29 protein-coding genes and 1 riboswitch are annotated in these 25,782 nt (G+C 71.0%); of the genes, 22 read left to right on the forward strand and 7 right to left on the reverse strand.

The features are described 5' to 3' along the window. Nucleotides 1-171 precede the first annotated feature (171 nt). The 5 genes from RBJ65_RS19930 to RBJ65_RS19950 all read right to left on the reverse strand — a co-directional run bounded on the left by RBJ65_RS19930 (nucleotide 172) and on the right by RBJ65_RS19950 (nucleotide 3,742). Nucleotides 172-846: an urease accessory protein UreF gene (locus RBJ65_RS19930; protein WP_306317555.1), complete on the reverse strand. Its 675-nt coding sequence runs from the start codon at nucleotides 844-846 to the stop codon at nucleotides 172-174. Nucleotides 847-892: 46 nt separating this feature from the next. Further along, nucleotides 893-2,614: an urease subunit alpha gene (locus RBJ65_RS19935; protein ID WP_306317556.1), complete on the reverse strand. Its 1,722-nt coding sequence runs from the start codon at nucleotides 2,612-2,614 to the stop codon at nucleotides 893-895. After that, complete coding sequence (locus RBJ65_RS19940; RefSeq protein WP_306317557.1) at nucleotides 2,607-2,918, reverse strand: urease subunit beta; 312 nt, start codon at nucleotides 2,916-2,918, stop codon at nucleotides 2,607-2,609. Before RBJ65_RS19940 ends, RBJ65_RS19935 begins: the two co-directional genes overlap by 8 nt. A 16-nt stretch (nucleotides 2,919-2,934) precedes the next feature. Beyond that, the gene (locus RBJ65_RS19945; RefSeq protein ID WP_306317558.1) at nucleotides 2,935-3,237 is read right to left on the reverse strand and encodes an urease subunit gamma; all 303 of its coding nucleotides are present in this window, start codon (nucleotides 3,235-3,237) and stop codon (nucleotides 2,935-2,937) included. Between the two features lie 214 nt (nucleotides 3,238-3,451). Beyond that, on the reverse strand, nucleotides 3,452-3,742 hold the full coding sequence (locus RBJ65_RS19950; RefSeq protein WP_306317559.1) for a type II toxin-antitoxin system Phd/YefM family antitoxin: 291 nt from the start codon (nucleotides 3,740-3,742) through the stop codon (nucleotides 3,452-3,454). A gap of 101 nt (nucleotides 3,743-3,843) precedes the next feature. Here RBJ65_RS19950 and RBJ65_RS19955 point away from each other — a divergent pair, with 101 nt between their 5' ends. The 4 genes from RBJ65_RS19955 (at nucleotide 3,844) to RBJ65_RS19970 (ending at nucleotide 6,319) form a co-directional block, all read left to right on the forward strand. Further along, nucleotides 3,844-4,479, forward strand: coding sequence for an ATP-dependent Clp protease proteolytic subunit (locus RBJ65_RS19955; RefSeq protein WP_306317560.1), 636 nt, complete (start codon nucleotides 3,844-3,846; stop codon nucleotides 4,477-4,479). Nucleotides 4,480-4,486: 7 nt separating this feature from the next. Further along, on the forward strand, nucleotides 4,487-4,795 hold the full coding sequence (locus RBJ65_RS19960; RefSeq protein ID WP_306317561.1) for a hypothetical protein: 309 nt from the start codon (nucleotides 4,487-4,489) through the stop codon (nucleotides 4,793-4,795). A gap of 307 nt (nucleotides 4,796-5,102) precedes the next feature. Further along, a riboswitch (cyclic di-AMP (ydaO/yuaA leader) is annotated at nucleotides 5,103-5,315 on the forward strand. Between the two features lie 3 nt (nucleotides 5,316-5,318). After that, a complete protein-coding gene (locus tag RBJ65_RS19965; protein WP_306317562.1) occupies nucleotides 5,319-5,792 on the forward strand; it encodes a C40 family peptidase in 474 nt (157 codons plus the stop codon). A 53-nt stretch (nucleotides 5,793-5,845) separates the two neighbouring features. After that, complete coding sequence (locus tag RBJ65_RS19970) at nucleotides 5,846-6,319, forward strand: DUF6328 family protein (protein ID WP_306317563.1); 474 nt, start codon at nucleotides 5,846-5,848, stop codon at nucleotides 6,317-6,319. A gap of 32 nt (nucleotides 6,320-6,351) precedes the next feature. Here RBJ65_RS19970 and RBJ65_RS19975 read toward each other — a convergent pair whose 3' ends face one another. Next, nucleotides 6,352-6,822: an ATP-binding protein gene (locus RBJ65_RS19975; protein ID WP_306317564.1), complete on the reverse strand. Its 471-nt coding sequence runs from the start codon at nucleotides 6,820-6,822 to the stop codon at nucleotides 6,352-6,354. Nucleotides 6,823-7,106: 284 nt separating this feature from the next. Here RBJ65_RS19975 and RBJ65_RS19980 point away from each other — a divergent pair, with 284 nt between their 5' ends. Further along, entirely contained in the window at nucleotides 7,107-7,958 is an 852-nt protein-coding gene (locus RBJ65_RS19980) for a helix-turn-helix transcriptional regulator (RefSeq protein ID WP_306317565.1), read from the forward strand. A 50-nt stretch (nucleotides 7,959-8,008) separates the two neighbouring features. Further along, nucleotides 8,009-8,251, forward strand: a complete 243-nt coding sequence (locus RBJ65_RS19985) for a DUF397 domain-containing protein (protein ID WP_306317566.1) — start codon at nucleotides 8,009-8,011, stop codon at nucleotides 8,249-8,251. On the opposite strand, the gene RBJ65_RS19990 is transcribed toward RBJ65_RS19985, so the two are convergent. Then, a complete protein-coding gene (locus RBJ65_RS19990) occupies nucleotides 8,235-9,404 on the reverse strand; it encodes an 8-amino-7-oxononanoate synthase (RefSeq protein ID WP_306317567.1) in 1,170 nt (389 codons plus the stop codon). The genes RBJ65_RS19985 and RBJ65_RS19990 overlap by 17 nt on opposite strands. A 155-nt stretch (nucleotides 9,405-9,559) precedes the next feature. On the opposite strand from RBJ65_RS19990, the gene bioB reads away from it, so the two are divergent. The 16 genes from bioB to RBJ65_RS20070 all read left to right on the forward strand — a co-directional run bounded on the left by bioB (nucleotide 9,560) and on the right by RBJ65_RS20070 (nucleotide 25,767). Next, nucleotides 9,560-10,624: a biotin synthase BioB gene (bioB, locus tag RBJ65_RS19995; RefSeq protein WP_306317568.1), complete on the forward strand. Its 1,065-nt coding sequence runs from the start codon at nucleotides 9,560-9,562 to the stop codon at nucleotides 10,622-10,624. Beyond that, on the forward strand, nucleotides 10,617-11,897 hold the full coding sequence (locus RBJ65_RS20000; RefSeq protein WP_306317569.1) for an adenosylmethionine--8-amino-7-oxononanoate transaminase: 1,281 nt from the start codon (nucleotides 10,617-10,619) through the stop codon (nucleotides 11,895-11,897). The genes bioB and RBJ65_RS20000 overlap by 8 nt, the downstream gene beginning before the upstream one ends. Before the next feature lie 6 nt (nucleotides 11,898-11,903). Further along, complete coding sequence (bioD, locus tag RBJ65_RS20005; RefSeq protein WP_306317570.1) at nucleotides 11,904-12,656, forward strand: dethiobiotin synthase; 753 nt, start codon at nucleotides 11,904-11,906, stop codon at nucleotides 12,654-12,656. Continuing rightward, complete coding sequence (locus RBJ65_RS20010; protein WP_306317571.1) at nucleotides 12,653-13,375, forward strand: hypothetical protein; 723 nt, start codon at nucleotides 12,653-12,655, stop codon at nucleotides 13,373-13,375. The genes bioD and RBJ65_RS20010 overlap by 4 nt, the downstream gene beginning before the upstream one ends. 81 nt (nucleotides 13,376-13,456) lie before the next feature. Continuing rightward, nucleotides 13,457-14,146 (forward strand): class I SAM-dependent methyltransferase, encoded by a 690-nt coding sequence (locus tag RBJ65_RS20015; protein WP_372341205.1) that lies wholly within the window; start codon nucleotides 13,457-13,459, stop codon nucleotides 14,144-14,146. A gap of 318 nt (nucleotides 14,147-14,464) precedes the next feature. Beyond that, nucleotides 14,465-15,907, forward strand: coding sequence for a sigma-70 family RNA polymerase sigma factor (locus RBJ65_RS20020; RefSeq protein WP_372341212.1), 1,443 nt, complete (start codon nucleotides 14,465-14,467; stop codon nucleotides 15,905-15,907). After that, nucleotides 15,832-16,776 (forward strand): ABC transporter ATP-binding protein, encoded by a 945-nt coding sequence (locus RBJ65_RS20025; RefSeq protein ID WP_306317572.1) that lies wholly within the window; start codon nucleotides 15,832-15,834, stop codon nucleotides 16,774-16,776. Before RBJ65_RS20020 ends, RBJ65_RS20025 begins: the two co-directional genes overlap by 76 nt. Continuing rightward, nucleotides 16,773-17,543, forward strand: coding sequence for an ABC transporter permease (locus tag RBJ65_RS20030; protein ID WP_306317573.1), 771 nt, complete (start codon nucleotides 16,773-16,775; stop codon nucleotides 17,541-17,543). Before RBJ65_RS20025 ends, RBJ65_RS20030 begins: the two co-directional genes overlap by 4 nt. Nucleotides 17,544-17,546: 3 nt before the next feature. Continuing rightward, nucleotides 17,547-18,341 carry an ABC transporter permease gene (locus tag RBJ65_RS20035; RefSeq protein ID WP_306317574.1) on the forward strand — a complete coding sequence of 265 codons (795 nt, stop codon included), beginning with the start codon at nucleotides 17,547-17,549 and terminating at the stop codon, nucleotides 18,339-18,341. A gap of 37 nt (nucleotides 18,342-18,378) precedes the next feature. After that, complete coding sequence (locus RBJ65_RS20040) at nucleotides 18,379-19,653, forward strand: MCE family protein (RefSeq protein WP_306317575.1); 1,275 nt, start codon at nucleotides 18,379-18,381, stop codon at nucleotides 19,651-19,653. After that, nucleotides 19,650-20,696 (forward strand): MCE family protein, encoded by a 1,047-nt coding sequence (locus RBJ65_RS20045; RefSeq protein WP_306317576.1) that lies wholly within the window; start codon nucleotides 19,650-19,652, stop codon nucleotides 20,694-20,696. Before RBJ65_RS20040 ends, RBJ65_RS20045 begins: the two co-directional genes overlap by 4 nt. A 98-nt stretch (nucleotides 20,697-20,794) precedes the next feature. Next, nucleotides 20,795-21,748, forward strand: coding sequence for an MCE family protein (locus tag RBJ65_RS20050; RefSeq protein ID WP_372341206.1), 954 nt, complete (start codon nucleotides 20,795-20,797; stop codon nucleotides 21,746-21,748). Next, complete coding sequence (locus RBJ65_RS20055; protein WP_306317577.1) at nucleotides 21,745-22,896, forward strand: MCE family protein; 1,152 nt, start codon at nucleotides 21,745-21,747, stop codon at nucleotides 22,894-22,896. Before RBJ65_RS20050 ends, RBJ65_RS20055 begins: the two co-directional genes overlap by 4 nt. Beyond that, nucleotides 22,893-24,068 (forward strand): MCE family protein, encoded by a 1,176-nt coding sequence (locus tag RBJ65_RS20060; RefSeq protein WP_306317578.1) that lies wholly within the window; start codon nucleotides 22,893-22,895, stop codon nucleotides 24,066-24,068. The genes RBJ65_RS20055 and RBJ65_RS20060 overlap by 4 nt, the downstream gene beginning before the upstream one ends. Further along, the gene (locus tag RBJ65_RS20065) at nucleotides 24,065-25,279 is read left to right on the forward strand and encodes an MCE family protein (RefSeq protein WP_306317579.1); all 1,215 of its coding nucleotides are present in this window, start codon (nucleotides 24,065-24,067) and stop codon (nucleotides 25,277-25,279) included. Before RBJ65_RS20060 ends, RBJ65_RS20065 begins: the two co-directional genes overlap by 4 nt. Then, nucleotides 25,246-25,767 (forward strand): hypothetical protein, encoded by a 522-nt coding sequence (locus tag RBJ65_RS20070; RefSeq protein ID WP_372341207.1) that lies wholly within the window; start codon nucleotides 25,246-25,248, stop codon nucleotides 25,765-25,767. Before RBJ65_RS20065 ends, RBJ65_RS20070 begins: the two co-directional genes overlap by 34 nt. The last annotated feature ends 15 nt before the right edge of the window (nucleotides 25,768-25,782 follow it).

Here is a 25,782-nt window from a genome sequence, read left to right on the forward strand (position 1 = left end):
CGGCTCCAATCTGTGTACGGGCCTGTGTCCAGCCGGTCCGGCCTTCCAGCCGGGCCCGGCTCCCCAGCCCGCCCGGCGTTTGAGGGCGAGGCCGTTCAGGCCGATCAAGGGGGTCCGGGGGCGAAGCCCCCAGGGGTCGGGAACGGGAAGGGGCGGCGGGGGCGACTTCCGCTAGGACGCGAACAGCCGCACAGGCCACGCGGCATGCGCCTCGGCCCCGATCTCCAACAGCGGCGCCGACCCCGCGGGCAACGCGTCAACCCCAAGGTCGACCGCCCGCCGCGCCGCCTCCACGGCATCCGCCACCACCCGATCGAGCTCGGGCGCGAGCCGCGCCAACACCCCGGTCGCATCGAACGGGTCGAGGCTCAGCAACCGCACCACAGCGGTCGCGGCGCCCCCCACCCCCTCGTACGCGGAGCAGTACGCGGCGTCCTCCGCCCCGAGCCCGGCGGCCCGCGCGGCGAGCCCCAGCACGACCGGCTGGTGCGCGCCCTTGGGGAACTGCCGTGCCAGGGCATCGAGTTCGGCGTGCGGCCAGGTGGCACGGGCCGCCCGCATCATCTGCCGCCCGAGCTTGCGCGCGACGACCCGCAGCGCGGCGGACGGCGTACGGGCGTCGGCGGCCTCGTCGAGCACGACGGGATCGATACCGAGCGCGGCCGCCGCGGCCAACGAAGCGGTCACGACCCCACTGGTGTGCAGGCGGCCCCGGCAGAAGTCCTCCAGGGTCGCCGCGTCGGTGATGCGGCCCGCCTTGACCGCGGCCTCCGCCCCGCCGGAGTGGGCGTGCCCACCGGCGGGGAAGCGGCCGTCGGCCAGGACGAGCAGTGCCGCACGGCTCATGACGTACGCCCCGTACCGCCACGCACCCGACCCATGTGAACCGGCATCAGAAGAGGAAGTACCGCTGCGCGAGCGGCAGTTCGGCGGCCGGTGCGGGCTCGACGAGCTCGCCGTCGATGGTGACGGCGAACGAGTCGGGGGCGACCTCGACCCGCGGCAGGGCGTCGTTGTTGACCATGTCGGACTTGCCGCGCCCGCGCGTCGAGAGGATCGGCACGAACGAGCGCCCGAGCCCGAGCCGCTCCGGAAGACCGTCCTCGATGGCCCACTCGCTCGTGAAGTTCACCGAGTTGGCCTGCGGCGCCTTGCCGTACGCACCGTACATCGGGCGCGGAAGGACGGGCTGCGGGGTGGGGATGGACGCGTTGCCGTCGCCCATCTGCGCGTACGCGATCTGCCCGCCCTTGATGACGACCTGCGGCTTCACGCCGAAGAAGCGGGGGTCCCAGAGCACCAGGTCGGCGAGCTTGCCGGTCTCGACGGAGCCGACCTCGTGCTCGATGCCCTGCGAAACCGCCGCGTTGATCGTGTACTTGGCGACGTAGCGGCGCGCGCGCTGGTTGTCGGCGCGGGTGTCGCCGGGCAGGAAGCCGCGGCGGCGCTTCATGACGTGCGCGGTCTGCCAGGTCCGCATGATGACCTCGCCGACGCGGCCCATGGCCTGCGAGTCCGAGGACATGATGGAGATGGCGCCGAGGTCGTGCAGGATGTCCTCGGCCGCGATGGTGGTGGGCCGGATGCGGGACTCGGCGAACGCCAGGTCCTCGGGGACGGCCGGGTTGAGGTGGTGACAGACCATCAGCATGTCGAGGTGTTCCTCGACGGTGTTGACGGTGTGCGGCCGCGTCGGGTTGGTGGACGAAGGCAGCATGTTGGGCAGCGACACCGCGGTGATCATGTCGGGCGCGTGCCCGCCGCCCGCGCCCTCGACGTGGAAGGCGTGCAGCGTGCGCCCGGCCACGGCGTCGAAGGTGTCCTGGACGAAGCCGGCCTCGTTCAACGTGTCGGAGTGGATGGCGAGTTGGACGCCGGACTCCTCGCAGATGTCGAGGCACGCGTCGATCACGGCCGGGGTCGCGCCCCAGTCCTCGTGGATCTTGAAGCCGATGGCGCCGCCGCGCAGTTGGGCGCGCATCGAGTCCTTCGACATGGTGTTGCCCTTGCCGAGGAAGCCGATGTTGACCGGGCTGTTCTCCATCGCCGCGAACATCCGGGCGAGGTGCCAGGGTCCTGGCGTGATGGTGGTCGCCTTCGAGCCCTCGGCGGGTCCGGTGCCGCCGCCGACCAGCGTCGTGACGCCGGAGGCGAGCGCCTCGTCGAACTGGGTCGGCGAGATGAAGTGGATGTGGGTGTCGATGCCGCCCGCGGTGATGATCTTGCCGTTGCCCGCGATGACTTCGGTGTCCGGGCCGAGGACGAGGTCGGGGTGGACGCCGTCCATCGTGTCCGGGTTGCCGGCCTTGCCGATGGCCGTGATGCGGCCGTCGCGGATGCCGATGTCGGCCTTGACGATGCCCCAGTGGTCGATGATCACGGCGCCGGTGACAACGGTGTCGGGCGTGCCGTCGGCGCGGGTCGCGCGCGACTGGCCCATGGACTCGCGGATGACCTTGCCGCCGCCGAACACGGCCTCGTCGCCGGAGCGTCCTGGCCCGCCGGAGCGGTCCTCCTCGATCTCGACGAGCAGGTCGGTGTCGGCGAGCCGTATACGGTCGCCGGTCGTGGGGCCGAACAGATCGGCGTAGGCGGCACGGGACAGCTCAGGCATCGAGGGCACCTCCGGTCTCACCGCGCAGGCCGGTCACGATGCGCTTGCCTGCGAGGGCTACGAGTTCGACGTCGACGGGAATGCCGGGCTCGAAGCGAACGGCGGTGCCCGCGGCGATGTTCAGCCGCTTGCCGCGGGCGGCGGCGCGGTCGAAGTCGAGGCCGGGGTTGGCCTCGTAGAAGTGGTAGTGGGAACCGACCTGGATGGGTCGGTCGGCGGCGTTGAGCACCGTCATACGTATGACGTCGCGGCCTTCGTTGTAGGAGACCGGCTCGTCGGCGAAGAGGACCTCTCCGGGAATCATGACTGCCGCTCCCCCGTCAGACGATCGGTTCGTGGACGGTGACCAGCTTGGTGCCGTCCGGGAAGGTCGCCTCGACCTGGACGTCGTGGATCATCTCGGCGATGCCGTCCATGACGTCGTCACGGGTGAGCAACTTGCGGCCGGATGCCATGAGTTCGGCGACAGTGCGCCCGTCGCGGGCGCCTTCGAGAATGTGCGAGGTGATCAGTGCGACCGCCTCGGGGTGATTGAGCTTGAGACCCCGGGCCCGGCGCTTCTCGGCTACGTCGGCTGCCACATGGATGAGCAGTCTCTCCTGCTCGTGCGGGGTCAGTTGCACGGAATCGCACCTCACAGTCCTTCATGCCGAGCCGTGCGGGCCCGGCTGCCGCGGCCACCGCGACGGCTATAGATGTAACACACAAGAAAAGCGCACAACTGTGCGCACCCCTGCTACGAAAAACCGCTGGTGGCCTGGACCGAAAGGCTAATTGGCGGGAGTTTCAACGACGTTAACCGTCGCTTGACCCTGTCATTGCTGAACGCTGAGCGCGCTACCGCATCTCAGGGCCGCGGTGCTCGGCGGCAATACCGAACCTTTGCTGTTCGCCCGGAGCGGACGAAAGGGAGCCGATTCGTGACACGGACGTGATCACAGGCTCCTCGACGGGCTCGCCAGCGGGCTCCTTCATCGCCTCGAGTCGTTCCAGGTCGGCGGCCGAAACCAGGGCGACGAGCGGCTTGCCGTGCCGGGTGACGACGACGCGCTCCCCGCCGTACACGACGCGATTGATCAGATCGGCGAGCTCAGCCCTGGCTTGCGTCACCGGAATCTCGTAGGCCATGCTCCCCATAGTACGTCATGTACGTCCTGTACATTTTTAGAGAAGCAGGCCTTGAAGCAGGCCTTGAAGCAGGTCCTGAAGCACCGCCTTGAGGAGGCACCATGTCCCGCCCGTCCGGCCGCTATGTCCTGCCCGAGTTCACTGAGCGCACGAGCTCGGGGAGCCGCACCCTCGACCCCTATTCGAAGCTCCTGGAAGAGCGCATCGTCTTCCTCGGGACACCCGTCGACGAGGTCTCGGCGAACGATGTGATGGCGCAGTTCATGCACCTCGAGTACCTGGCGCCGGACCAGGACATCTCCCTGTACATCAACTCCCCGGGCGGCTCCTTCAGCGCGATGACGGCGCTCTACGACACCGTGCAGTACGTCAGTTGCGATGTGTCGACGACCTGTCTGGGGCAGTGCTCGTCGGTGGCGGCGGTGCTGCTCGCGGCCGGGACGCCGGGGAAGCGGATGATGCTGCCCGGCGCGCGTGTGGTGATCGACCAGCCCGCGCTGCCCGAGCCGGCCCAGGGCCAGCCGAGCGATCTGGAGATCTACGCCCGTGAACTGACGCGCATGCGGGCGCAGTTGGAGGAGCTGCTGGCCCGGCACAGCGCGCGCTCCAAGGAACAGGTCAGCGCGGACATCGAGCGGGACACCGTGCTGACGGCGCAACAGGCCCTGGAGTACGGCCTGGTGGACCACGTCGTCGAGAACCGGACCGCCACCCTGCGCTCCCCCGGCACGAGGTGACCGGCCGATGTATCCACCGGAACTTCCGCCGCTGCCCGCGCTCACCCGCGCCGAGTGCGAGCTCGTGGACCGCTATCTGGAAGTGGTCGACCTGATCGCGCGGATCAACCCGGCCCGGGGCGACGACACCTACAGCGGGCTGCGCGCCGCGCAGGCGCTGGTGAGCCGGGCGACGGAGCTGCGGGACGCGCTGACCGTGATGCACCAGCGGGGCGAGAGCCGGGTGCACGCGAGCACCCTGGCGCGGGCGCTGCGCGTCCTGGACGGGGAGCGGCGCACCAAGCGGGTCACGTTGCCGCCGGAGCCGGTCGTCTGAGGCGATCCGAAGCCGCCACGCCCCGGCCCAAACGAGCCGGATGGGGTACCCCCGTACGGCCTAGCCGCCCGTACGCCAATGAGCCCGGCAAAGTTGCGCGGCGGCTGTACTCGGACACCGGAATTCGGTGTTCCGTCCCTGGTACGCGGCTCGTCGGGCCTCCGCGGGCGGGGGCGAATGCCGCACTGTCCACCTGAACGGGTCAAGCGTGAGGAGCCTCACTTACCGCCGGTTCAACCCGGTTTCCGCGTCGGCCGTGAGTGAAGATCCGTTGCGACGACAAGCCCCCGCCGCCGCGGCGGGGCGGTCCGCGCGGACGCCGAGTCCTGCCGCCGTGCGGATGCCAGGTCGACAGGAGTGCATCGGCAGGAGTGGAGGACCCGAGCACGACGGGCCCCCGCCGCGCCTCGTCTTCAGGACGCGCCGGACGGCCCTTGGGGTGAAGCCGCAGTCCGCGGCCGGGCAACTTCGCCACCCGAACCCGACAGGTCATCCTTCACAGGCGGTTGACGAAGGGTTGCGCATGACTGCGCTCAATCGTGTTCAGTCGCCGCTGACCAGGGCGGGCACCGCCGCCGCCCTCGCCGTCGCCGTCGCGGGCGCGGGGCTCATGGTCCCCGGCGCCGCGTCCGAGGCTTCGGCGGCCACGGCATCCGTCAGGGCGCTGAACGTCGCCGCGTCCAAGAAGGGTGCGCCGTACAAGTGGGGCGCCGCCGGGCCGCACCGGTTCGACTGCTCGGGCCTCACGCTCTACTCATTCAAGAAGGCGGGCAAGAAGCTGCCGCGCACCGCCGCCCAGCAGTACAACCGGACCCGGCACATCTCCAAGTCCCATCGCACCCGGGGTGACCTGGTGTTCTTCCGCTCCGGCGGCGGGATCTACCACGTCGGGATCTACGCCGGCAAGGGCCGTATCTGGCACTCCCCGAAGACCGGGGCCGTGGTGCGTCTGGAGCGGATCTGGACGAACAGCGTGCTCTACGGCCGGGTGCGGTGAGGTGGGCGGCCGCGCTCGCGCTTGAGGGGCGCGTGCGCGGATACTCGTAGGAGATGCGCGAGCGCAACGAGACATCGCTGGAACGCGCCGATCGGAACTTCGGTGAGCTTCTTCAGGAGCTCCGGGTCACCCAGACCGGCGTGCAGTTCCTGTTCGCGTTCTTGCTGACGCTCGCGTTCACTCCCCGCTTCCCGTCGCTCGACGGGGTCCAACGCGCCACGTACGTCACGACGTTGCTCCTCACGGTCATCGCGGCCGCGCTGTTCACGGCGCCTGCCGCGGTGCACCGGATGCTGTTCCAGCTGGGTGCGAAACGGCGGATCGTACGGGTCTCGTCGCGGCTCGCCGCGTACGGGATGGCGGCGTTGGTGCTGGCCCTGAGCGGGTCCGTGCTGCTCGTGGTCGATGTGACGGTCGGCAGGGGCGGCGGGATCGCGGCGGGGGCGGGGACGTTCTGCTTCTGTACGGGGCTGTGGGGGCTGCTGCCGTGGCTGATGCGGCGGGCGGTCCTGAGGGATGATGACTGACTGGCCGTCAGGAGGCGCTGTCGGACTCGCCGTCAGGAGGCGGCTGTCGCCTGACCGTTGCCCCCATTGGCCTCCCCGTCCACCGAGGCGATCCAGGGCAGCGCGATCCATACCGTCTTGCCGCCCTCGGGGGTCGGGCGGACCGACAGGGTGCCTCCGCTCTCCGCCGTGAGGCAGCGGATGATGACCATGCCGCGCCCGTTGTCCTGCTGGACCGCGGCCGGCAGCCGCTTGGGGTAGCGGGGGTGGCTGTCGGTGACCCCGATGCGCAGCTGCTCGTCGCGCTCCAGCTCCATGTCGACGGTGAACGTCGGTGACTGGCCGAGGGTGTGCTGCACCGCGTTCGTCGCGAGTTCGGACACGATCAGGCGGATGGTGTCCGCCGCTTCGGTGCCCGACGGCATGCCCCACTCCGCGAGCACGGTGCCGACGTATGTGCGGGCGGCGGAGACCGAGGCGGGATCGCTCGGCAGCGTGACGGATGCTTCCTGGTGGTCTGCCATGTCGACGTGTCCCTTTCCCGCCGGGGTGGCTCGTCCGGCCCCGCGGATCGCTCGCGCGCGGTCCCGGCAACTGCTTCGCGCCAGATTGCCACTTGCACGTCCCACTGTGGTGCCGATCCCCCAAGATATGCATATATCTGTCGCTCGATGCGGTGAACTCTGCGACGGTAGACCGTATTTGGGCTGGCGCACGCGCCGTCCTCTACCGTCTGCTCTGATACGCACCCCCGTGCGGGCCGGGAGGGAGCCCGGCCGGGTGGCACGAGGAGTCCGAGGAGTCCCTCATGAAATACGGTCCCGCGGTACGCCGTCGTAAGCTCGGCGCCGAATTGCGTGCGCTGCGCGTGCAGGCCGGCCTCACGAGCGGGGAGGCGGCCCGGCTCGTCGGCTGGCACCAGTCGAAGGTGAGCCGGATCGAGACAGGCCGCAGTGGCGTGAAGCCCACGGACGTGCTGCGGCTGCTCGACGCGTTCGAGGCCCGTGATCCCCAAGTCCGCGATCTGGTGGTCGCGTTGGCGGGTGTCCAGGAGGTCGGCGGGCACCACTGGTGGCACGCGTACCGGGGGCTGCTGCCGCCCGCGTACCGCGATTTCATCAGCCTGGAGTCACAGGCGTGCCGGATCAGGACGCTGGAGACGAGCGTCGTGCCGGGGCTGCTCCAGACGCCCGAGTACGCGCACGCCGTGACCCGTTCCGTGCTGAACGGGGCGCCGGACCGGCACATCAACGCGCTGGTGGAGGTGCGCCTCGCCCGCCAGGACGTGCTGCGCGCCGAGCCGCCGCTGCAGCTGACCGCCGTGCTCGACGAGGCGGTGCTGCGCCGGGAGGTCGGCGGCAGCGGAGTGTTGAAACGGCAATTGGCACACCTCGCCAAGGCCGCATACATGCCCCATGTCAGGATCCATGTGCTTCCGTTCTCGGCGGGGGGCCATATCGGCCTGACGGGACCTTTCGTTGTGTTCTCTTTTCCGAACACTTCTGATCTGGATGTGGTTGTTCTCGACCATTTGACGAGTAGCCTCTACCTCGAGCGGAAAGAAGACCTCAAGGCGTACACGGACGCCTTCGACGCTCTTCTGCTCCATGCCAGGTCACCCGAGGATTCACTGGAATTCATCGCTGAGATCGCCGGGTAAGCGAGGTCGCCGACACCTCGTCGTGCGCCGGCACCGCGTGAGGAGGCACCATGACCACACTGCCTCGGAAGGTTCCATGCGTTCCTACCGTTGCTCGCAGCACGTCGCTGAGCGGCGCCCGATGGCGGCGCAGCAGCCGCAGCACGGGCGCCAACAACTGCGTGGAGACGGCCCCGTTGAGCGCGGGGTCGACGGCCGGACTGCTGGCCGTCCGTGACTCCAAGCGCACGACGGGCCCCGCCCTGCTGTTCACGTCCACGACGTGGCGGAGGTTCGTCAACTCCCTGCGGTAGCGGATGCGTTGGGAGCATTGCGGCTGATCACCCGTACGGCCTCGGCGACTTCGGTCGCCGTCAGGTCGGCGCGGGCGGTCAGCCGCAGCCGCGCGATGCCGTCGGGCACCGATGGCGGCCGGAAGCACCCCACCGAGAGCCCCGCGTCCCGGCAGTGGGCCGCCCAGCGCACCGCGGCGTCCGGCGAAGGGGCGCGCACGGAGACCACGGCGGCGTCGGGGCGCACAGCCAACAGACCTTCCGCCCCGAGGAGTTGATGCAGCGACGTCGCCACGTCCCGGGCCCGCGCCGCGCGTTCGGGCTCGCGGCGCAGGAGGCGCAGGGCCGCGAGGGCGGCGCCGCAGGCGGCCGGGGCGAGGCCGGTGTCGAAGATGAAGGTGCGGGCCGCGTTGACGAGATGGTCGATCACGTGGGCCGGGCCGAGGACCGCGCCGCCCTGGCTGCCGAGGGACTTGGAGAGGGTGACGCCGACGACGGTGTCGGGCGCGCCCGCGAGGCCCGCCGCGTACGGGACGCCGCGGCCGCCGGGGCCGACGACGCCGAGGCCGTGGGCGTCGTCGATGATGAGGCCCGCGCCGAACTCCCGGGCGGCGTCGGCGAGTTCTCGTACGGGAGTCCGGTCGCCGTCCACCGAGAACACCGAGTCGGTGACGACGACGGCGGGGCCTTCGTGGGTGTCCAGCGCCTTGCGGACGGCTTCGGGGTCCGCGTGCGCGGCCACTTGTGTGGTGCCACGGGCGAGGCGGCAGCCGTCGATCAGTGAGGCGTGGTTGCCCGCGTCGGACACGATCAGCGAGCCGCCCGGGGCGAGGGCGGTGACGGCGGCGAGGTTCGCGGCGTATCCGGAGGAGAAGACGAGGGCCGCCTCGAAACCGCAGAACTCGGCGAGCTCGCGCTCCAGTTGGGCGTGCAACTCGGTGCTGCCGGTCACCAGGCGGGACCCGGTGGCGCCGCCGCCCCACCTGCGGGCGGCCTCGGCGGCGCCCTCGACGACCTCGGGGTGGCGGGCGAGGCCCAGGTAGTCGTTGCTCGCGAGGTCGAGCACCGGGCTGTCCGCGGGGCGCGGGCGCAGGGTGCGCACGAGCCCGGCGGCCTCGCGGGCGCGGTGCTGTGCGCCGATCCAGCCGAACGCACGTGTGTGGGCCGTCGTCATGACTCCCCCGTCGGATCCCGTGGTTTGTAGGTAATGCACAGACACTAGCGGCCGCGCCACTTGGGCAGGGTGTGGCAATACCCACACGACGTACGCCGTCCTTTGTAGAGAGTCTCCTTTCGCCGAAGCCGTCGCATGGGTAAGGATCAGTGCCCATGGACCTGCTGAACACGCTGGTGGACAAGGGGCTTCGGCGCGAACTGCCGAGCCGTGAAGAGGCGCTCGCGGTACTCGCGACGTCGGACGACGAACTGCTCGATGTGGTGGCCGCGGCCGGCAAGGTGCGCCGCGAGTGGTTCGGGCGCCGGGTGAAACTCAACTATCTGGTGAACCTCAAGTCGGGCCTGTGCCCGGAGGACTGCTCGTACTGCTCGCAGCGCCTCGGTTCGAAGGCGGAGATCCTCAAGTACACGTGGCTGAAGCCGGACGAGGCCTCGAAGGCGGCGGCCGCCGGGGTCGCGGGCGGCGCGAAGCGGGTGTGCCTGGTGGCGAGCGGGCGCGGCCCGACGGACAAGGACGTGGACCGGGTCGCGAAGACCATCGACGCCATCAAGTCCGAGAACGAGGACGTTGAGGTGTGCGCCTGTCTCGGCCTGCTCGACGACGGTCAGGCGGAGCGGCTGCGCGGCGCGGGAGCGGACGCGTACAACCACAATCTGAACACCTCCGAGGCGACGTACGGCGACATCACGACGACGCACACGTACGCGGACCGCGTCGAGACGGTGAAGAAGGCGCACGCGGCGGGCCTTTCGGCCTGTTCAGGGCTGATCGCGGGGATGGGCGAGAGCGACGAGGACCTGGTCGATGTCGTGTACGGGCTGCGGGAGTTGGACCCGGACTCGGTGCCGGTGAACTTCCTGATCCCGTTCGAGGGGACGCCGCTGGCCAAGGAGTGGAACCTGACGCCGCAGCGGTGCCTGCGGATCCTGGCGATGACGCGCTTCGTGTGCCCGGACGTCGAGGTGCGGATCGCGGGCGGGCGCGAGGTGCACCTGCGCTCGATGCAGCCGCTGGCGCTGCACATCGCCAACTCCATCTTCCTGGGCGACTACTTGACGAGCGAGGGGCAGGCCGGGAAGGCCGACCTCGACATGATCGCGGACGCCGGGTTCGAGGTGGAGGGCGCGGATCAGGTGACGCTGCCGGAGCACCGGGGACCCGACGACGTCGCCGTACGTCGCCGGGGCGCGGGGACGGATCTGGCGCCCAATGCCTGAGCCCGACGTCGCGGAGTTGCTGGAACTCGACCGGCGGCACGTCTGGCACCCGTACGGTCCGATGCCCGGCAAACAGCGGCCCCTGGTCGTGGAGTCCGCGGCCGGGGTGCGGCTGCGGGTCGCCGGGCACGGCGAGCTGGTGGACGGGATGTCCTCGTGGTGGTCGGCGATCCACGGCTACAACCACCCGGTGCTCAACGAGGCGGCGCGCGGCCAGTTGGAGCGGATGAGCCATGTCATGTTCGGCGGGCTCACGCACGAGCCCGGCGTACGGCTCGTGGAGCGCCTCGTCGACATGTCACCGGAGGGTCTTGAGCATGTGTTCCTCGCCGACTCGGGGTCGGTGTCGGTCGAGGTCGCGCTCAAGATGTGTCTGCAGTACTGGCGTTCGCTGGGCCGCCCCGAGAAGCGTCGGATGCTGACGTGGCGCGGCGGGTACCACGGCGACACCTGGCAGCCGATGTCCGTGTGCGACCCGGAGGGCGGGATGCACGGGCTGTGGGCGGGGGTGCTGCCGGAGCAGATCTTCGTGGACGCGCCGCCTTCGGGCGGGTACGACGAGGCGTACGCCCAGCGGCTGCGGGAGGCCGTCGAGCGCCGCGCGCACGAGGTGGCGGCCGTGATCGTGGAGCCGGTGGTCCAGGGTGCCGGTGGCATGCGGTTCCACTCCCCCGCGTATCTGCGGGTGTTGCGGGAGGCCTGCGACGCGCACGGTGTGCTGCTGGTCTTCGACGAGATCGCCACGGGGTTCGGGCGGACCGGGGAGTTGTTCGCGGCCGGGCACGCGGGGGTTTCGCCGGATGTGATGTGTGTCGGGAAGGCGTTGACCGGTGGCTATCTGACGATGGCGGCGACGCTGTGCACGGCGCGGGTCGCCGAGGGGATCTCGCGGGGCGAGGTGCCGGTGCTCGCGCACGGGCCGACGTTCATGGGGAACCCGCTGGCGTCGGCGATCGCCTGCGCCTCGATCGACGTGCTGCTCGGGCAGGACTGGCGGGGTGAGGTCAAGCGGATCGAGGCGGGGTTGGGCGAAGGCCTCGCGGAGGCGCGGGAGTTGGACGGGGTGCGGGATGTCCGTGTCCTCGGTGCCATCGGCGTCGTACAGCTCGACCACGAGATCGACATGGCGGCGGCCTCGCGGGCCGCGATCGCGGAGGGGGTGTGGCTGCGGCCGTTCAGGGACCTCGTCTACACGATGCCGCCGTTCGTCACGAGCGACGAGGACGTGGCACGGATCGGTCGCGCGGTGTGCGCTGCCGCGCGGGAAGGGTGAGGAAGGGTGAGTGGTGTGTTGTCGGGCGTGCTCTGTGTGAGCGGGACCGGGACCGAGGTCGGCAAGACCGTGACGACCGCCGCGCTCGCGGCCGTCGCGGCACGGGCCGGGCGTTCGGTGGCCGTGCTCAAACCGGCGCAGACGGGCGTCGCGCCCGGGGAGCCGGGGGACGTGGACGAGGTGGTGCGGCTCGCGGGGGACGCGGTCACGGGCGTCGAGTTGGCGCGGTACCCGGAGCCGCTGGCGCCGGGCACTGCGGCGGCGCGGGCCGGGCTCGCACCCGTACGACCGGATCAAGTGGCGGACACCGCCGCGAAGTTGGCGGCCTCGCACGACCTCGTGCTCGTCGAGGGGGCGGGCGGGCTGCTGGTGCGGTTCGACGAGGAGGGCGCGACGCTGGCGGACGCGGCGGCGCTGCTCGGGGCGCCGGTGCTGGTGGTCGCGGCGGCGGGCCTCGGCACGCTGAACTCCGTGCAGTTGACCGGTGAGGCGCTGCGGGCGCGGGGCCTGCGGCAGGCGGGCGTCGTGATCGGCAGCTGGCCGCAGGCCCCGGGCCTCGCGGAGCGCTGCAACGTGGCCGACCTGCCGGTGGTCGCGGACGCCGAACTGCTGGGCGCGGTGCCGGAGGGCGCCGGGGCGCTGCGCCCCGAGGTGTTCCGGGAGCGTGCCGGGGGATGGCTGGGCCCTGGGCTCGGCGGGGTGTGGGACGGGGCGGCGTTCGGACAAGCTGCCGGAGGCAGAGCCGGGAGGGCGGCGTGAACGGGGTGGAGCAGGTCACCGTGCCTCGGGCCGTGCGGGGGTATCCCGGGGTCGCGTTCGGGGGGTATGTGGCGGGGCTGTTGGCCGGGCGGGCGGTGGGGCGCACCGTGCGGGTGGACTTTCGGCTGCCCACTCCCGTGGAGGTTCCCGTCGAGCTCGCGGGGGACGGGGACGGTGGGGCGGTGCTCACCGGGGGCGACGGGGTGCTCGCGACGGCCACGGCCGGTGAGTTGGACCTCGACGTGCCGGAACCGCCGTCCTGGGACGAGGCGTCGGCGGCGGCCGAGGCGTACCGCGCGGACCCGCCCGAGGGAACCGTGGACTGTTTCGGGTGCGGGCTCGACCGCACGCCCGACACCGGCCTTCGCCAGCACTGCGGCATCATTCCGGGGCGGGACCTGGTCGCCACCGCGTGGTCGGCCGGGCCCGCGCTCGCCGACGCCGAAGGGCGGCTGCGGCCCGAAATGGTGTGGGGCGCGCTCGACTGCCCCGGGAACGCGGCGGGCCGGATGCTCGGCACGCAGCGCGAAGGCTCCGTGACGGCCTCCCTCACGGCGCGCGTCCTGCGCCCCGTACCGGCGTCCTCGCCCCTGCTGTCCTACGCGTGGGTCCTGGACGAGACGGGCCGCAAGCACCGCCTGGGTGTCGCGCTCGCCGCACCGGACGGCGACCTCTACGCGCTCGCGTCGGCGCTGTGGCTGGACCCGCGCCGCCCCTGAGGCCGGGAAGGCGGGGTCCTTCCCGGTCCCGGAGGGGAACACTTCCGGTGGGGGGATGCGCCCGGCGAAGGAGGCCCCATCGTGGACAACGGACGGCTAGGCGGCTCGGCGGCGGTACGGCGCCGAGGGCGCAGGGAGCGGGGCGCGGTGCACCATCCCGTGTTCGCCCGGTACTACGCGCAGGTCATCGAGCGGGCCGAGCCCGTCATGGCGCCCGTGCGCACGGAGCTCGTCGCGGGACTGGCCGGGCGCGTGCTCGAGATCGGTGCCGGGACCGGTATCGGTTTCGGGTACTACCCGTCGACCGTCTCCGAGGTCGTCGCCATCGAACCCGAGCGCACTCTGCGGCGGCTCGCCGTCGACGCCGCGCAGCGCGTGGCCGTGCCGGTCGACGTGGTGCCCGGCGCGGCGGAGGCGCTGCCCGTGAAGAGCGAGGGGTACGACGCCGTGGTGCTCAGCACCGTACTGTGCAGCGTCCGTGACGTGGACCGGGCCCTCGGAGAGGTGCGGCGGGTGCTGCGGCCGGGCGGCGAGGTGCGGTTCTTCGAGCACGTACGGGCCCCGGGGCGCGGAATGCGGCTGGTGCAGGGAGCCCTCGACCGGACCATCTGGCCGTTGTGCGTGGGCGGTTGCCATCTGCGGCGGGACGCGCTCGGCGCGCTGCGCGCCGCCGGGTTCGAGCTGGGCGAGCATCGCGCGCTGACGATGCCGGGGCACGGGGCGCGGCAGCCGATGTCGTACTGCGTGCTGGGCGCCGCGACCCGGCCGTAGCCGGCTCACAGGCACCAGGTGCGCGGTTCCCTCTCGATGTCGTGGACGTCGGCCGTCGCGTAGATCGCGGCGCCGACGATCGATCGCGTACGCCTCTCCACACCTTTGATCCCCCGCTGTACCCTCGCGGGCCGGACGGTGAAGGGGCCCCTAATGCCGATGGACAGGCCGGACACACCGAATACGCCGAATACTCCGAACTCGCCGAACCCGCCGAACCCGCCGAACTCGCCGAACTCGCCGAACTCCGACGCGGCGGCGTGGCTGCGCGTCTGGAGTCACCGCGAGGACCTGCTCAGGGTCGCCCGGCGCAGATCCATGACTCCGGAGGACGCCGAGGACGCGGTGCACGAGGCGATGCTGCGGGCGGCGGAGCGGCCGGGGCTCGACGACGAGCGGCTCGGCGGGTGGCTGACGACCGTGACGATGCGGCTGTGCGTCGACCGGTACCGGCAGGTCAGGCGGGAGGCCGAGGTGCATCGCAGCCCGACCCTCCGGGTGCCGGGGCCGGTGCCGGTCGAGGAGGCCGTGTGCGATCGGGACGAGGCGCGGTGGCTGGCAGCGCGCAGTGCGCAGTTGCCTCAGCGGCAGGCGGAGGCGTTGCGGTTGAAGGCCGAGGGGCTCGATGTGGGGGAGGTGGCGGTGCGGATGCGGCTCGGGTACCGCACCGTCGAGTCGTTGCTCGCGCGGGCGCGGCGGACGTTGCGGGCGACGTTGGCCGGGACGTTGGGGTTGGGGTTGGTTGTGTGGGGGCGGGCGAAGGTGATCGGGGGTGGGGCGGCGCAGGCGGTGTTGGTGTCGTCGGCGACGGTGGGGGTGGTGGTGGCGGGGTATGTGGTGCCGGGTGGGGGTGGTGCCGCTGGTGCCAACCCGGGCGTGGGCCCTGGTGTTCGGGCCGAGCCGGGTCCCGGTTCCAGTTCCGGTGCCGCCGGGCGGGTGGTGGCCGAGCCGGGGGTGGTGGAGTCGTCCACGGGGCGGGTCACCGGGGTTGTTCCTCGTGGGCGTGAGGTTCGGGATGTGTCGGCGACGGCGACGGCGCGGGCGCCGGGGTGGCGGGAATCGGGTGATGTGGTGGGCCTGCGCCCGCGGTTGGCGTTGCCGTCGGTGACGTTGCTGGGCCTCACGATCTCGCTGCCCGCGCTTCTGCCTACGCCGCGGGGCTCTGCCCCGGACCCCGCGCCTCAATCGCCGGCGGGGCTTGATTTGCCCACGTCACCCCCAGAACCCCTTGATTTGCCTCGCTCGCCGACGAGGCTTGAATTGCCCACGTCACCCCCAGAACCCCTTGATTTGCCTCGCTCACCGACGAGGCTTGATTTGCCCACATCACCCCCAGAACCCCTTGAATTGCCCCGCTCGCCGGCGGGGCTTGATTTGCCCACATCACCCCCCGCACCGCTTGATTTGCCTCGCTCGCCGACGAGGCTTGATTTGCCCACGTCACCCCCAGAACCGCTTGAATTGCCCACATCACCCCCCGCACCGCTTGAATTGCCTCGCTCACCGGCGAGGCTTGATTTGTTCGATTCGCCGCACGCGACCAGGTCGCCACCAACCCCACCCCCCGCTCCCCCTTCCCCGAGGACCCCCGAAAAAAAGTCCGCCCCCATTGCGACGGACCGGCCCTCCCTCCCCGTAGAGCACATGTCAGAAGTGCGTCGCGGTGACGGGCGGAGGGGGAGCGGGTGGGGGTTGAGATCCGGGTGGAAGGGCTTGCCAAGTCGTTCGGGCGGCAGCTCGTCTGGCGGGATGTTTCGCTGACGCTGCCCGCCGGGGAGATCTCGGTGCTGCTCGGCCCCTCGGGGACGGGGAAGTCCGTGTTCCTGAAGACGCTCGTGGGGCTGCTGAAGCCGGACCGTGGGTCCGTCGCCGTCGCGGGGCGTGACATCACGCGGCTGCGCGAGCACGAACTGTACGACGTGCGGCGGTTGTTCGGCGTGATGTTCCAGGACGGCGCGCTGTTCGGGTCGATGAGCCTCTTCGACAACATCGCGTTTCCGTTGCGCGAGCACACCCACAAGAGCGAGGGCGAGATTCGGCGGCTGGTCCTGGAGAAGATGGACATGGTGGGGCTGCTGGGCGCCGAGGAGAAGCTGCCCGGGGAGATCTCCGGCGGGATGCGCAAGCGCGCGGGGCTCGCGCGGGCGCTGATGCTGGATCCGCAGATCGTGCTGTGCGACGAGCCGGACTCCGGGCTCGATCCCGTACGGGTCGCGTACATCAGCCAGTTGATCGTCGACCTGAACGCGCGGACCGGCGCCACGTTCCTCATCGTGACGCACGACATCGCGTCGGCCCGCACCGTCCCCGACAACATCGGCCTGCTGTTCCGGCGCGAGCTGGTGCTGTTCGGGCCGCGCGAGCGGTTGTTGACCAGTGATGAGGCGGTGGTGCGGCAGTTCCTCGACGGGCGTACGGAGGGTCCGATCGGGATGGCGGAGGAGAAGGACGCCGCGCTCGTCGAGGAGGAGTTGGCGCGGATCGCCGAGGTCGCCCACAGCGGTGCCGAAACCACTCGTACCCCTCCCCCGCGGCTGCTTCCCGGGCCCGGCATCGTCCGGCCGGCCCGCTGGGAGGAGATCGCGCGGCGCGAGGCCGAGGCGCATCCGCGTCAGGGGGCGGGCGCATGAGCCTGTCGCCCACCGCGGGGCTGCGGCACGCGGGCGGACTGTTCGCACTGGCCCTCGATGTGCTGCGGATGCTGCCCAAACGGCCGTTCCAGGCAAGGGAGTTCATTCAGCAGGCGTGGTTCGTGGCGAGTGTGACGATCGTGCCGACCGCACTCGTGTCGATCCCCTTCGGGGCCGTCATCGCGCTGCAGATCGGGAGCCTGACCCGGCAGCTCGGCGCGCAGTCCTTCGCCGGTGCCGCCTCGGTGCTCGCGGTGCTGCGGGAGGCCTCGCCGATCGTGACGGCGCTGCTGATCGCGGGCGCGGGCGGCACGGCGATCTGCGCGGACCTCGGGGCGCGGAAGATCCGTGAGGAGATCGACGCGATGCGGGTGCTCGGCATCGACCCGGTGCACCGGCTGGTGGTGCCGCGGGTCCTCGCCTCGATGGTGGTCGCGGTGCTGCTGAACGGGCTGGTGTCGGTGGTGGGTGTCGCGGGTGGCTATGTCTTCAATGTCCTTCTGCAGAACGGGACTCCGGGCGCCTATCTCGCCTCCTTCACCACGCTCGCGCAGCTCTCCGACCTGTGGGCGGCGGAGGTCAAGGCGCTGGTGTTCGGGGCCATCGCCGCGATCGTCGCCTCGTACAAGGGGCTCACCGCGAAAGGCGGGCCGAAGGGGGTGGGGGACGCGGTGAACCAGTCCGTGGTCATCACGTTCATGCTGCTCTTCGTCACGAACTTCGTGCTGACGGCGGTGTACTTCCAGGCCGTCCCGCAGCGGGGGTAGCGGATGCGGTGGCTGGAAGGACTCGGCGTACAACTCGTCTTCTACGGGCGGGCGTTGGCGTGGACGCCGCGGACGCTGCGCCGGTACAAGAGGGAGATTCTGCGGCTGCTCGCCGAGGTGAGTTTCGGGCGGGGAGCGCTCGCCGTGATCGGCGGCACCGTCGGCGTGATCGCGTTCCTGTCGTTCTTCACCGGCACGGAGGTGGGACTTCAGGGGTACGCGGCGCTGCAACAGCTCGGCACCTCGAACTTCGTGGCGTTCCTCTCCGCGTACTTCAACACCCGGGAGATCGCCCCGCTGGTGGCCGGTCTCGCGCTGTCGGCGACGGTCGGCGCCGGGTTCACGGCGCAGCTCGGCGCGATGCGGATCAATGAGGAGACGGACGCGCTTGAGGTCATGGGCGTCCCGTCGTTGCCGTATCTGGTGACGACGCGGATGATCGCGGGGTTCGTGGCCGTGATTCCGCTGTACGTGATCGGGCTGCTGTCGTCGTATCTCGCCGCGCGGACCATCACCACCTTCTACTACGGGCAGTCGGCGGGCACGTACGACCAGTACTTCCACCAGTATCTGCCGCCGGTCGACGTGCTGTGGTCGTTCGGGAAGGTGCTGGTCTTCGCCGTCGTGATCATCCTGGTGCACTGCTTCTACGGCTACTACGCGCGCGGGGGCCCGGCGGGCGTCGGGGTGGCGGTGGGGCGGGCCGTGCGGACCTCGATCGTGGCGATCAACGTCGTCGACTTCTTTCTGTCCCTTGCCATTTGGGGCGCGACCACGACCGTACGGATCGCGGGGTGAGCGGCGCGTGAGAGCACTCAGCGTGAGAGCACTCAGCATGAGAGCACTCCAACTGCGCTTGTACGGGCTGGTGTTCATCGTCGTGCTCGGGCTTCTGGTGGGGCTGTCCGTCGCCGCGTACGAGCAGCGGTTCACGCCCGTTGTACGTATAACCCTGGAGGCGGACTCGATCGGCAACCAGCTCGACGAGCGGGCCGACGTCAAGCTGCGCGGCGTGCTCGTCGGCGAGGTGCGGTCGGTGCGGGCCGACGGGGCGAAGGCGACGCTCGGGCTCGCGCTGAAGCCGGAGCACGTCGCGGCGATCCCCGGCGACGTGCACGCGCGGCTGCTGCCGAAGACGCTGTTCGGCGAGAAGTACGTGGACCTGGTCGCCCCCGAGCACGCGAAAGGGCGGTCCATTCGTGCGGGTGACGTGATCACGCAGGACCGGACGCGGGTCGGCACCGAGGTGCAGCGGCTGCTCGACGATCTCCTGCCGTTGCTGCGGGCCGTGCGGCCCGCCGAACTCAACGCCACGCTCAGCGCGTTCGCGGGGGCGCTGGAAGGGCGCGGCGACCGGATCGGCGACAACCTCACGCGCGTCGCCGACTACCTGCGCGCACTCAACCCGCACCTGCCGGCCCTCAGCGAGGACATCACACGGCTCGCCGACGTCGCCGATGTGTACGGGGACGCGGCGCCCGACCTCCTCGACACCCTGCGCAACACCGTCACCACGAGCCGCACGCTGGTCGAGAAGCGGGACCGGCTCGCGTCCGCGCTCGCCGCGACGACCGGTGTCGCGGGCACGGCAGAGGGCTTCCTCGACAGGAACGGCGACCGTCTCATCACCGTGAACCGCGTCGCCCGCCCCACGCTTGATCTGCTCGCCCGCTACGCGCCCGAGTACCCGTGCCTCCTCGACGGTCTTGTGACGCAGGACAAGCTGTCCCAGAAGGTGTTCGCGGGTGGCCGGATGCACATCACGTTGGAGGTCGTACAGCCCCAGCAGCCGTACCGGCCGGGCGAGGAGCCGCGCTACGGCGCCCGTACCGGGCCCGACTGCCACGGCCTTCCGCACCCCGAGGTGCCTTCGCCGAGCATCCAGCACGAGGACGGTTCGAAGCACCGGACGCCCGGACTGCCGATCGAGCTGCCGGGCCTGCCGATCGAGCGGCCCGGCCTGTCCGACGCCTCCGCGACGCGCGCCGAGCAGCACGCCGTCGGCGCGCTCGTGGCGCCCGTGCTCGACGTACCGGCGGACGAGGTGCCGCCGGTCGCGACGCTGCTGTTCGGGCCGCTCGCGCGCGGAACGGGGGTGAGCGTCACATGAGTCCGGGGAAGACCTCCCCCGCCCGCCGGGCCACCGGGCCGCTCGTCAAGTTCGGCCTCTTCGCCTTGGTGACGGTCCTCGCCACGGCGCTCCTCGCCGCCACCATCGGCAACCTCTCCGGCGACGACGAGGACACGTACCACGCGGTGTTCAGCGATGTGACAGGTCTGGAGGACGGGGACGACGTGCGGGTGGCCGGGGTGCGGGTCGGCCAGGTCGAGGACATCCGCATCAAGGACAGGACCCTCGCGGAGGTCACCTTCACCGTCACCGCCGACCGCCCGCTGCTGCGCGGCACGGGCGCCGTCATCCACTACCGGAACCTCGTCGGGCAGCGGTACGTCGCGCTGACCGAGGGCGCGGGCGACCGCACCCGGCTCGCGCCCGACGGCACGATCCCGCTGTCCCGCACGCGTCCCGCGCTCGACCTGAACACCCTGCTGAACGGCTTCAAGCCGCTGTTCGCCGCGCTCAGCCCGCGCGACGTCAACCAGCTCGCCACGGAGATCGTCAGGACGCTCCAGGGGGAGGGCGGCACCGTCGACAGCCTGCTCACGCACACCGCCTCGCTGACCACGACGCTGGCGAACCGCGACAAGCTGATCGGCTCGGTGATCGACAACCTGAACACGGTCCTGAAGACCCTCGACGAGCGCGGCGCCCGGTTCGCGGGACTCCTCAAGCAGCTGCGAAGGGTGGTGTCCGGCCTCGCCGCCGACCGGGGGCCCATCGGGGAGTCGCTCGTCGGCATCGGCGATCTGACCGCGGCCACGTCGGGGCTGCTGAAGGACGCGCGGCCGCCGCTCAAGGACGACATCGCGGGCCTCGGGCGGCTCGCCGGGACGCTCGACGACAACGACAAGACCGTGGAGGGCGTGCTGCGCAGGCTGCCGAACAAGCTCAACAAGCTGACGGGGACGGCGAGTTACGGCTCGTGGTTCAACTTCTACCTCTGCGACTTCGACGGCCGGATCGTGCTGCCGAGGACGAAGCAGATCCTCACGCCGAAGGTGCACATCGCGAGGGCGAGGTGCGACTCATGAGACGGCCTGAACGACCGGGATGGCCGGGATGGCCGAGGCGGGGGCGGCAGGGACGACCGCGAGGTGGCCTGCGTACTCCGTTCCGCGAGCGGAATCCCGTGGTGATCGGGGCCGTCGGCGTCACCGTCATCGGGGTGCTCACGTTCGCCGCCTTCAACGTGAGCAGCCTGCCGCTGATCGGCGACGGCGACACGTACAGTGCCGCCGTCTCCGAGGCGGGCGGCCTCAAGTCGGGCGACGAGGTACGGATCGCGGGCGTGAAGGTCGGGAAGGTCAAGGACGTCGACCTGGACGGCGCGCACGTCCGGGTCACCTTCGCGATCAAGGGGGACCCGCACTTCGGCACCCGTACCGGCGCCTCGATCCGCGTCAGGACGATCCTCGGTGCCAAGTACCTCGCCCTGTACCCCAAAGGCCCCGGGCAGCTGGCCCCCGGCAGCGAGATCCCGCTGGCGCGGACCACGGCGGCGTACGACGTCGTGGAGGCGTTCAGCGATCTGACGCGCACGACGGAGAAGGTGGACACCCGGCACCTCGCGAAGGCCCTGAACACCCTGTCCGCCACGTTCGAGGACTCGCCGGACGAGGTGCGCGCGTCGGTCGAGGGCCTGTCGAGGATCTCCCGCACGGTCGCGTCACGCGACAAGGAGCTGCGTACCCTCCTCGACCACGCGAACGGGGTGACCGGCGTACTCGCCGAGCACACCGACGACTTCACCGCGCTCCTCAAGGACGGCGATCTGCTGTTCAAGGAGATCACCAAGCGGCGCGAGGCGATCCACGCGCTCCTGAAGACCTCGGCGGCGCTCGGCCAACAGCTGTCGGGGCTCGTCGCCGACAACGAGAAGGAACTCGGGCCCACGCTCGCCCGGCTGGACGGCGTCGTGCGGATGCTCGAACGCAATCAGTCGAGCCTCGACCGGGGCATCAAGGCGCTCGCCCCGTTCCTGCGGGTCTTCACCAACACCGTGGGCAACGGCCGCTGGTTCGACGGCTACGTGCAGAACCTGGTGGCCGTCCCGCCGACCGTGCGCAAGGGGGACCCGTCGTGAACCTCAGCCACCGCCACCCGCGCTCCCGCCCGGCCGTGCTCGTCGTCGTACTCGCCCTGGTCGTCGCGCTCGTCTACGTGGTGTGGCCACGGCCCGAACCCGTGCGCGTCACCGCGTACTTCCCGCGCACGGTGGGCATTCACGAGGGCTCGGACGTGCGCGTGCTCGGCGTCCGCTTCGGGAAGGTCGAGTCGATCACGCCGCAGGGCGACCGGGTGCGGGTCGACCTCAGCTACGACGCGGGGCGCAAGGTGCCCGCGCGCGCGAAGGCGGCGATCATCAACTCCTCTCTGGTGAGCGACCGTTACGTCCAGCTGCTTCCGGTCTACCGCGGCGGGCCGGTGATGCGCAGCGGTGCCGTCATCCCAGAGCGGCGCACGGCGGTGCCCGTGGAGCTCGACCGGGTCTTCGACAGCCTGCACACGACCGCCGAGGCCCTCGGCCCCAAGGGCGCCAACAAGAACGGCGCGCTCTCGCGGCTGCTCGGGGTGAGCGCGGACAACCTCGAAGGGCAGGGCGAGAACCTGCACCGTACGGTCGCCGACCTGTCGAAGGCGGTCACGACGCTCTCCGACGGGCGCACCGACCTGTTCGGCACGGTGAAGCACCTTCAGGCGTTCACGGCGGCGCTGGCCGCCGACGACAAGAGCGTACGGGCGTTCAGCTCCGGCCTCGCCGACGTGGCGGGGCAGCTCGCGGGCGAGCGGCAGGAGCTCGCGGCGACGCTGAAGAACCTCGGCACGGCGCTCGCCGATGTCACCGCCTTCGTGAAGGACAACAAGAAGTCACTCGCCTCGAACGTCGAGGGTCTCAGCGAGGTGACCAAGGTGCTCGTCTCCCAACGGGCCGCCCTGGAGGAGAGCTTGGACCTCGCCCCCGCCGCCCTGTCGAACCTCAACAACACCTACAACCCGACCTCCGGCACCCTCGACACCCGGCTCAACATCGAGCAGTTGCAGGACCCGGCCTCCTTCCTGTGCTCGCTCCTGTCGACGACCGGGGAACTCGGCGTCGGCAAGAACCCCGACTGCACGAAGCTGCGCAAGCTGTTCGACGCGCTGCCGAAGCTGCCGGAGCTGCCGCTCGGGTCCTTGGGCACGGGAACCGTGGACCGCAGCCTCGGCGGGATTCTGGGGGCGGACGGATGAGCGCCGTACGGACCGGTTCACGGTGGGGGCGGGCCGCTGTGTGGGGCGCGGCCGGGTCGCTGCTGCTCTCGGGCTGCGGGTTCCACGGCTGGTACGACGTGCCGCTGCCCGGCGGGGCCGCCGACGACGCGAGCGCGTACCGGGTCACGGTCGAGTTCCGTGACGTTCTCGACCTGGTGCCGCAGTCCGCGGTGAAGGCCAACAACGTCACCGTAGGGGCGGTGGAGCACGTCGAGTTGAAGGGCTGGCACGCGCGCGTGCGCCTGCGCGTGGCCCACGACGTGAAGCTGCCCGCCAACGCGGTCGCCGAGCTGCGCCAGACCAGTCTGCTCGGCGAGAAGTACGTGTCCCTGTCCGCCCCGGACGACACCGCACCCGTCGGCCGGCTGCACGACGGCGACCGGATCCCGCTGTCCCGCAGCGGCCGCAACCCGGAGGTCGAGGAGGTGCTGTCCGCCCTGTCCGCGCTGCTCAGCGGGGGCGGTGTCGCGCAGCTCAAGACGATCACGGTGGAGCTGAACAAGGCCCTGGACGGCCGCGAGAACCGGGTCAGATCACTCCTGGAGGAGCTGGATACGTTCATGGGCACGCTGGACGAACAGCGCCACGGCATCGTGCGCGCGCTCCGGGCCGTCGACCGGCTCGCGGGGCGCCTGGGCAAGGAGCGGAAGACCATCGCGCGGGCCGTGGACACGCTGCCGCCCGCTCTCAAGGTCCTCGCCGACCAGCGCGAGGACCTGACGCGCATGCTCACCGCCCTGTCGAAGCTCGGCAGCACCGGTACGCGGGTCATCAACGCCTCGCACGACGACACGGTCGCCAACCTCGAACGGCTGCGCCCGATCCTGGAACAGCTCAACAAGGCGGGCGACGACGTCCCCAACTCCCTTGAGGTGCTGACCACTTACCCGTTCCCTCGGAACGCGACGGCCGCCATCAAGGGCGACTTCGTGAACCTCCACCTCACGGCGGACCTCGATCTGGAGGCGCTGTACGGGAATCTGACGAGCGGGGGCGGATCCGAGGGGTCCGGAGGGTCCGGGGAGCCGGGCGGGTCCGGGGGCTCCGAAGGCGGCCGGGGTGGCGACGGGGACTCCGCGAAACCGGAGTTGCCGAAGCCGCCGAAGCTTCCGGACCTCGGCGGCCTGCTCCTCCAGGGGGTCCAGCCATGATCACTCGTACGGTCAAGGCGCAGCTCATCGCCTTCGCCGCGGTCACCGCGGTCGGCGTCTCGTACGTCGGCGCCGAGTACACAGGGCTGGTGGACGCGGCGCTCGGCCGCGGCTACACGGCGCGCGCCGAGTTCGCCGACTCCGGCGGCGTCTTCCCCGGCGCCCAGGTGACGTATCGCGGGGTGCCGGTGGGCAAGGTCGGCGGGCTGCGGCTCAGCGGCGAGGACGGCGTCCAGGTCGCCCTCGACATCGACGACGGCGCGCCGCGCATCCCGGAGGACACGCTCGCCGTCGTGGCGAACCGTTCGGCGGTCGGCGAGCAGTACGTCGACCTCCAGCCGCGCACGTCCCACGGGCCGTATCTCCTGGACGGCAGCACCATTCCACGCGCGCGTACGCGCGTGCCGCTGCCCGCGACGGATCTCGTGCTCAGCCTGGACCGGCTCGTGAACTCGGTCGGCAAGGACGATCTGCGGGTCACCGTCGACGAGTTGGGCAGCGCGTTCGCCGGTACAGGGCCCGATCTCGGGCGCCTCGTCGACTCGGGGGACGCGCTCGTCGACTCGGCGACGGAGGCGCTGCCGCAGACCGTGTCGCTCATCGAGGACGCGCGCACGGCGCTCGGCACGCAGGCCGAACAGGGCTCGTCCATCAAGTCGTTCGCCCGGGACCTGTCGCGGCTGAGCGCGCGGTTGAAGTCCAGCGACGGCGATCTGCGCAAGGTGATCGGCGGCCTGCCGCCCGCCGCGCGGCAAGTCGACTCGCTGCTGAGGTCCCTCGACCCGAAGGTCTCGGTGCTGCTCGCGAACCTGATCAGCGGCGGCCAGGTCGTCCGCGCCCGGCTCCCCGGTGTCGAGCAGGCCCTCGTCACCTTCCCCGGCCTCACCGCCGGCGGCCAGACCATCGCGCCGGGCGACGGCACGACGCACTTCGGCCTGGCCCTGAACGTCGCCGACCCGCCCGCCTGCACCAAGGGGTACGAGGGGACGAAGTGGCGCGACCCCGCCGACACCCGCACCCGCGAGGCGAACACGGACGCGCGGTGCGCCCTGCCGCGCGGCAGCAAGACGTCGGTGCGCGGCGCGCAGAACGCGCCACGCGCGGCGACGAACACGGACGGAGACCCCGTCGGGATCGGCTCGACGGGCGGCCAACAGGCCATGTTCGGAAAGGAGTCGTGGCAGTGGCTGCTCGTTGGACCCATGACGTGAGGCGCCGGCTCACGGGCCGGCCGGCGAAGGCCGTACTCGTCGCGCTGACGGTGCTCGCGGTCGCGGTCACGACCGCGTTCGGGCTCGGTCTGCACCGTCAGCGCGAGGCGGAGCGGCAGCGCCAGGACATCCTGGCGGCGGCCCGCCAGTCCGCGCTGAACTTCACGACGCTGGACTACCGGCACTACGAACGGGACAGCGGCAACGTCCTCGACGGTGCCACCGGCGACTTCAAGAAGCAGTTCGCGGCGCAGACCGGGCAGTTGACCAAACTCGTCGCCGAGAACAAGTCGGTGTCCAAGGGACAGATCCTCGACGCGGGGCTCGTCAGGTCGGCCGCGGACTCCGCCCGCGTCCTGGTCGTCGCCGACAGCGAGGTGACCAACAAGTCGGTGCCCAAGGGCCAGGCGCGCACCTACCGGCTCCAGCTCGACCTGGTGCGCAGGGACGGCCGCTGGCTGACGTCCGACGTCGAGTTCGTCGGCTGACCGGTGACCACTGAC

It is taken from the genome of Streptomyces sp. KL109B, from assembly GCF_030766935.1.
GTDB lineage: Bacteria > Actinomycetota > Actinomycetes > Streptomycetales > Streptomycetaceae > Streptomyces.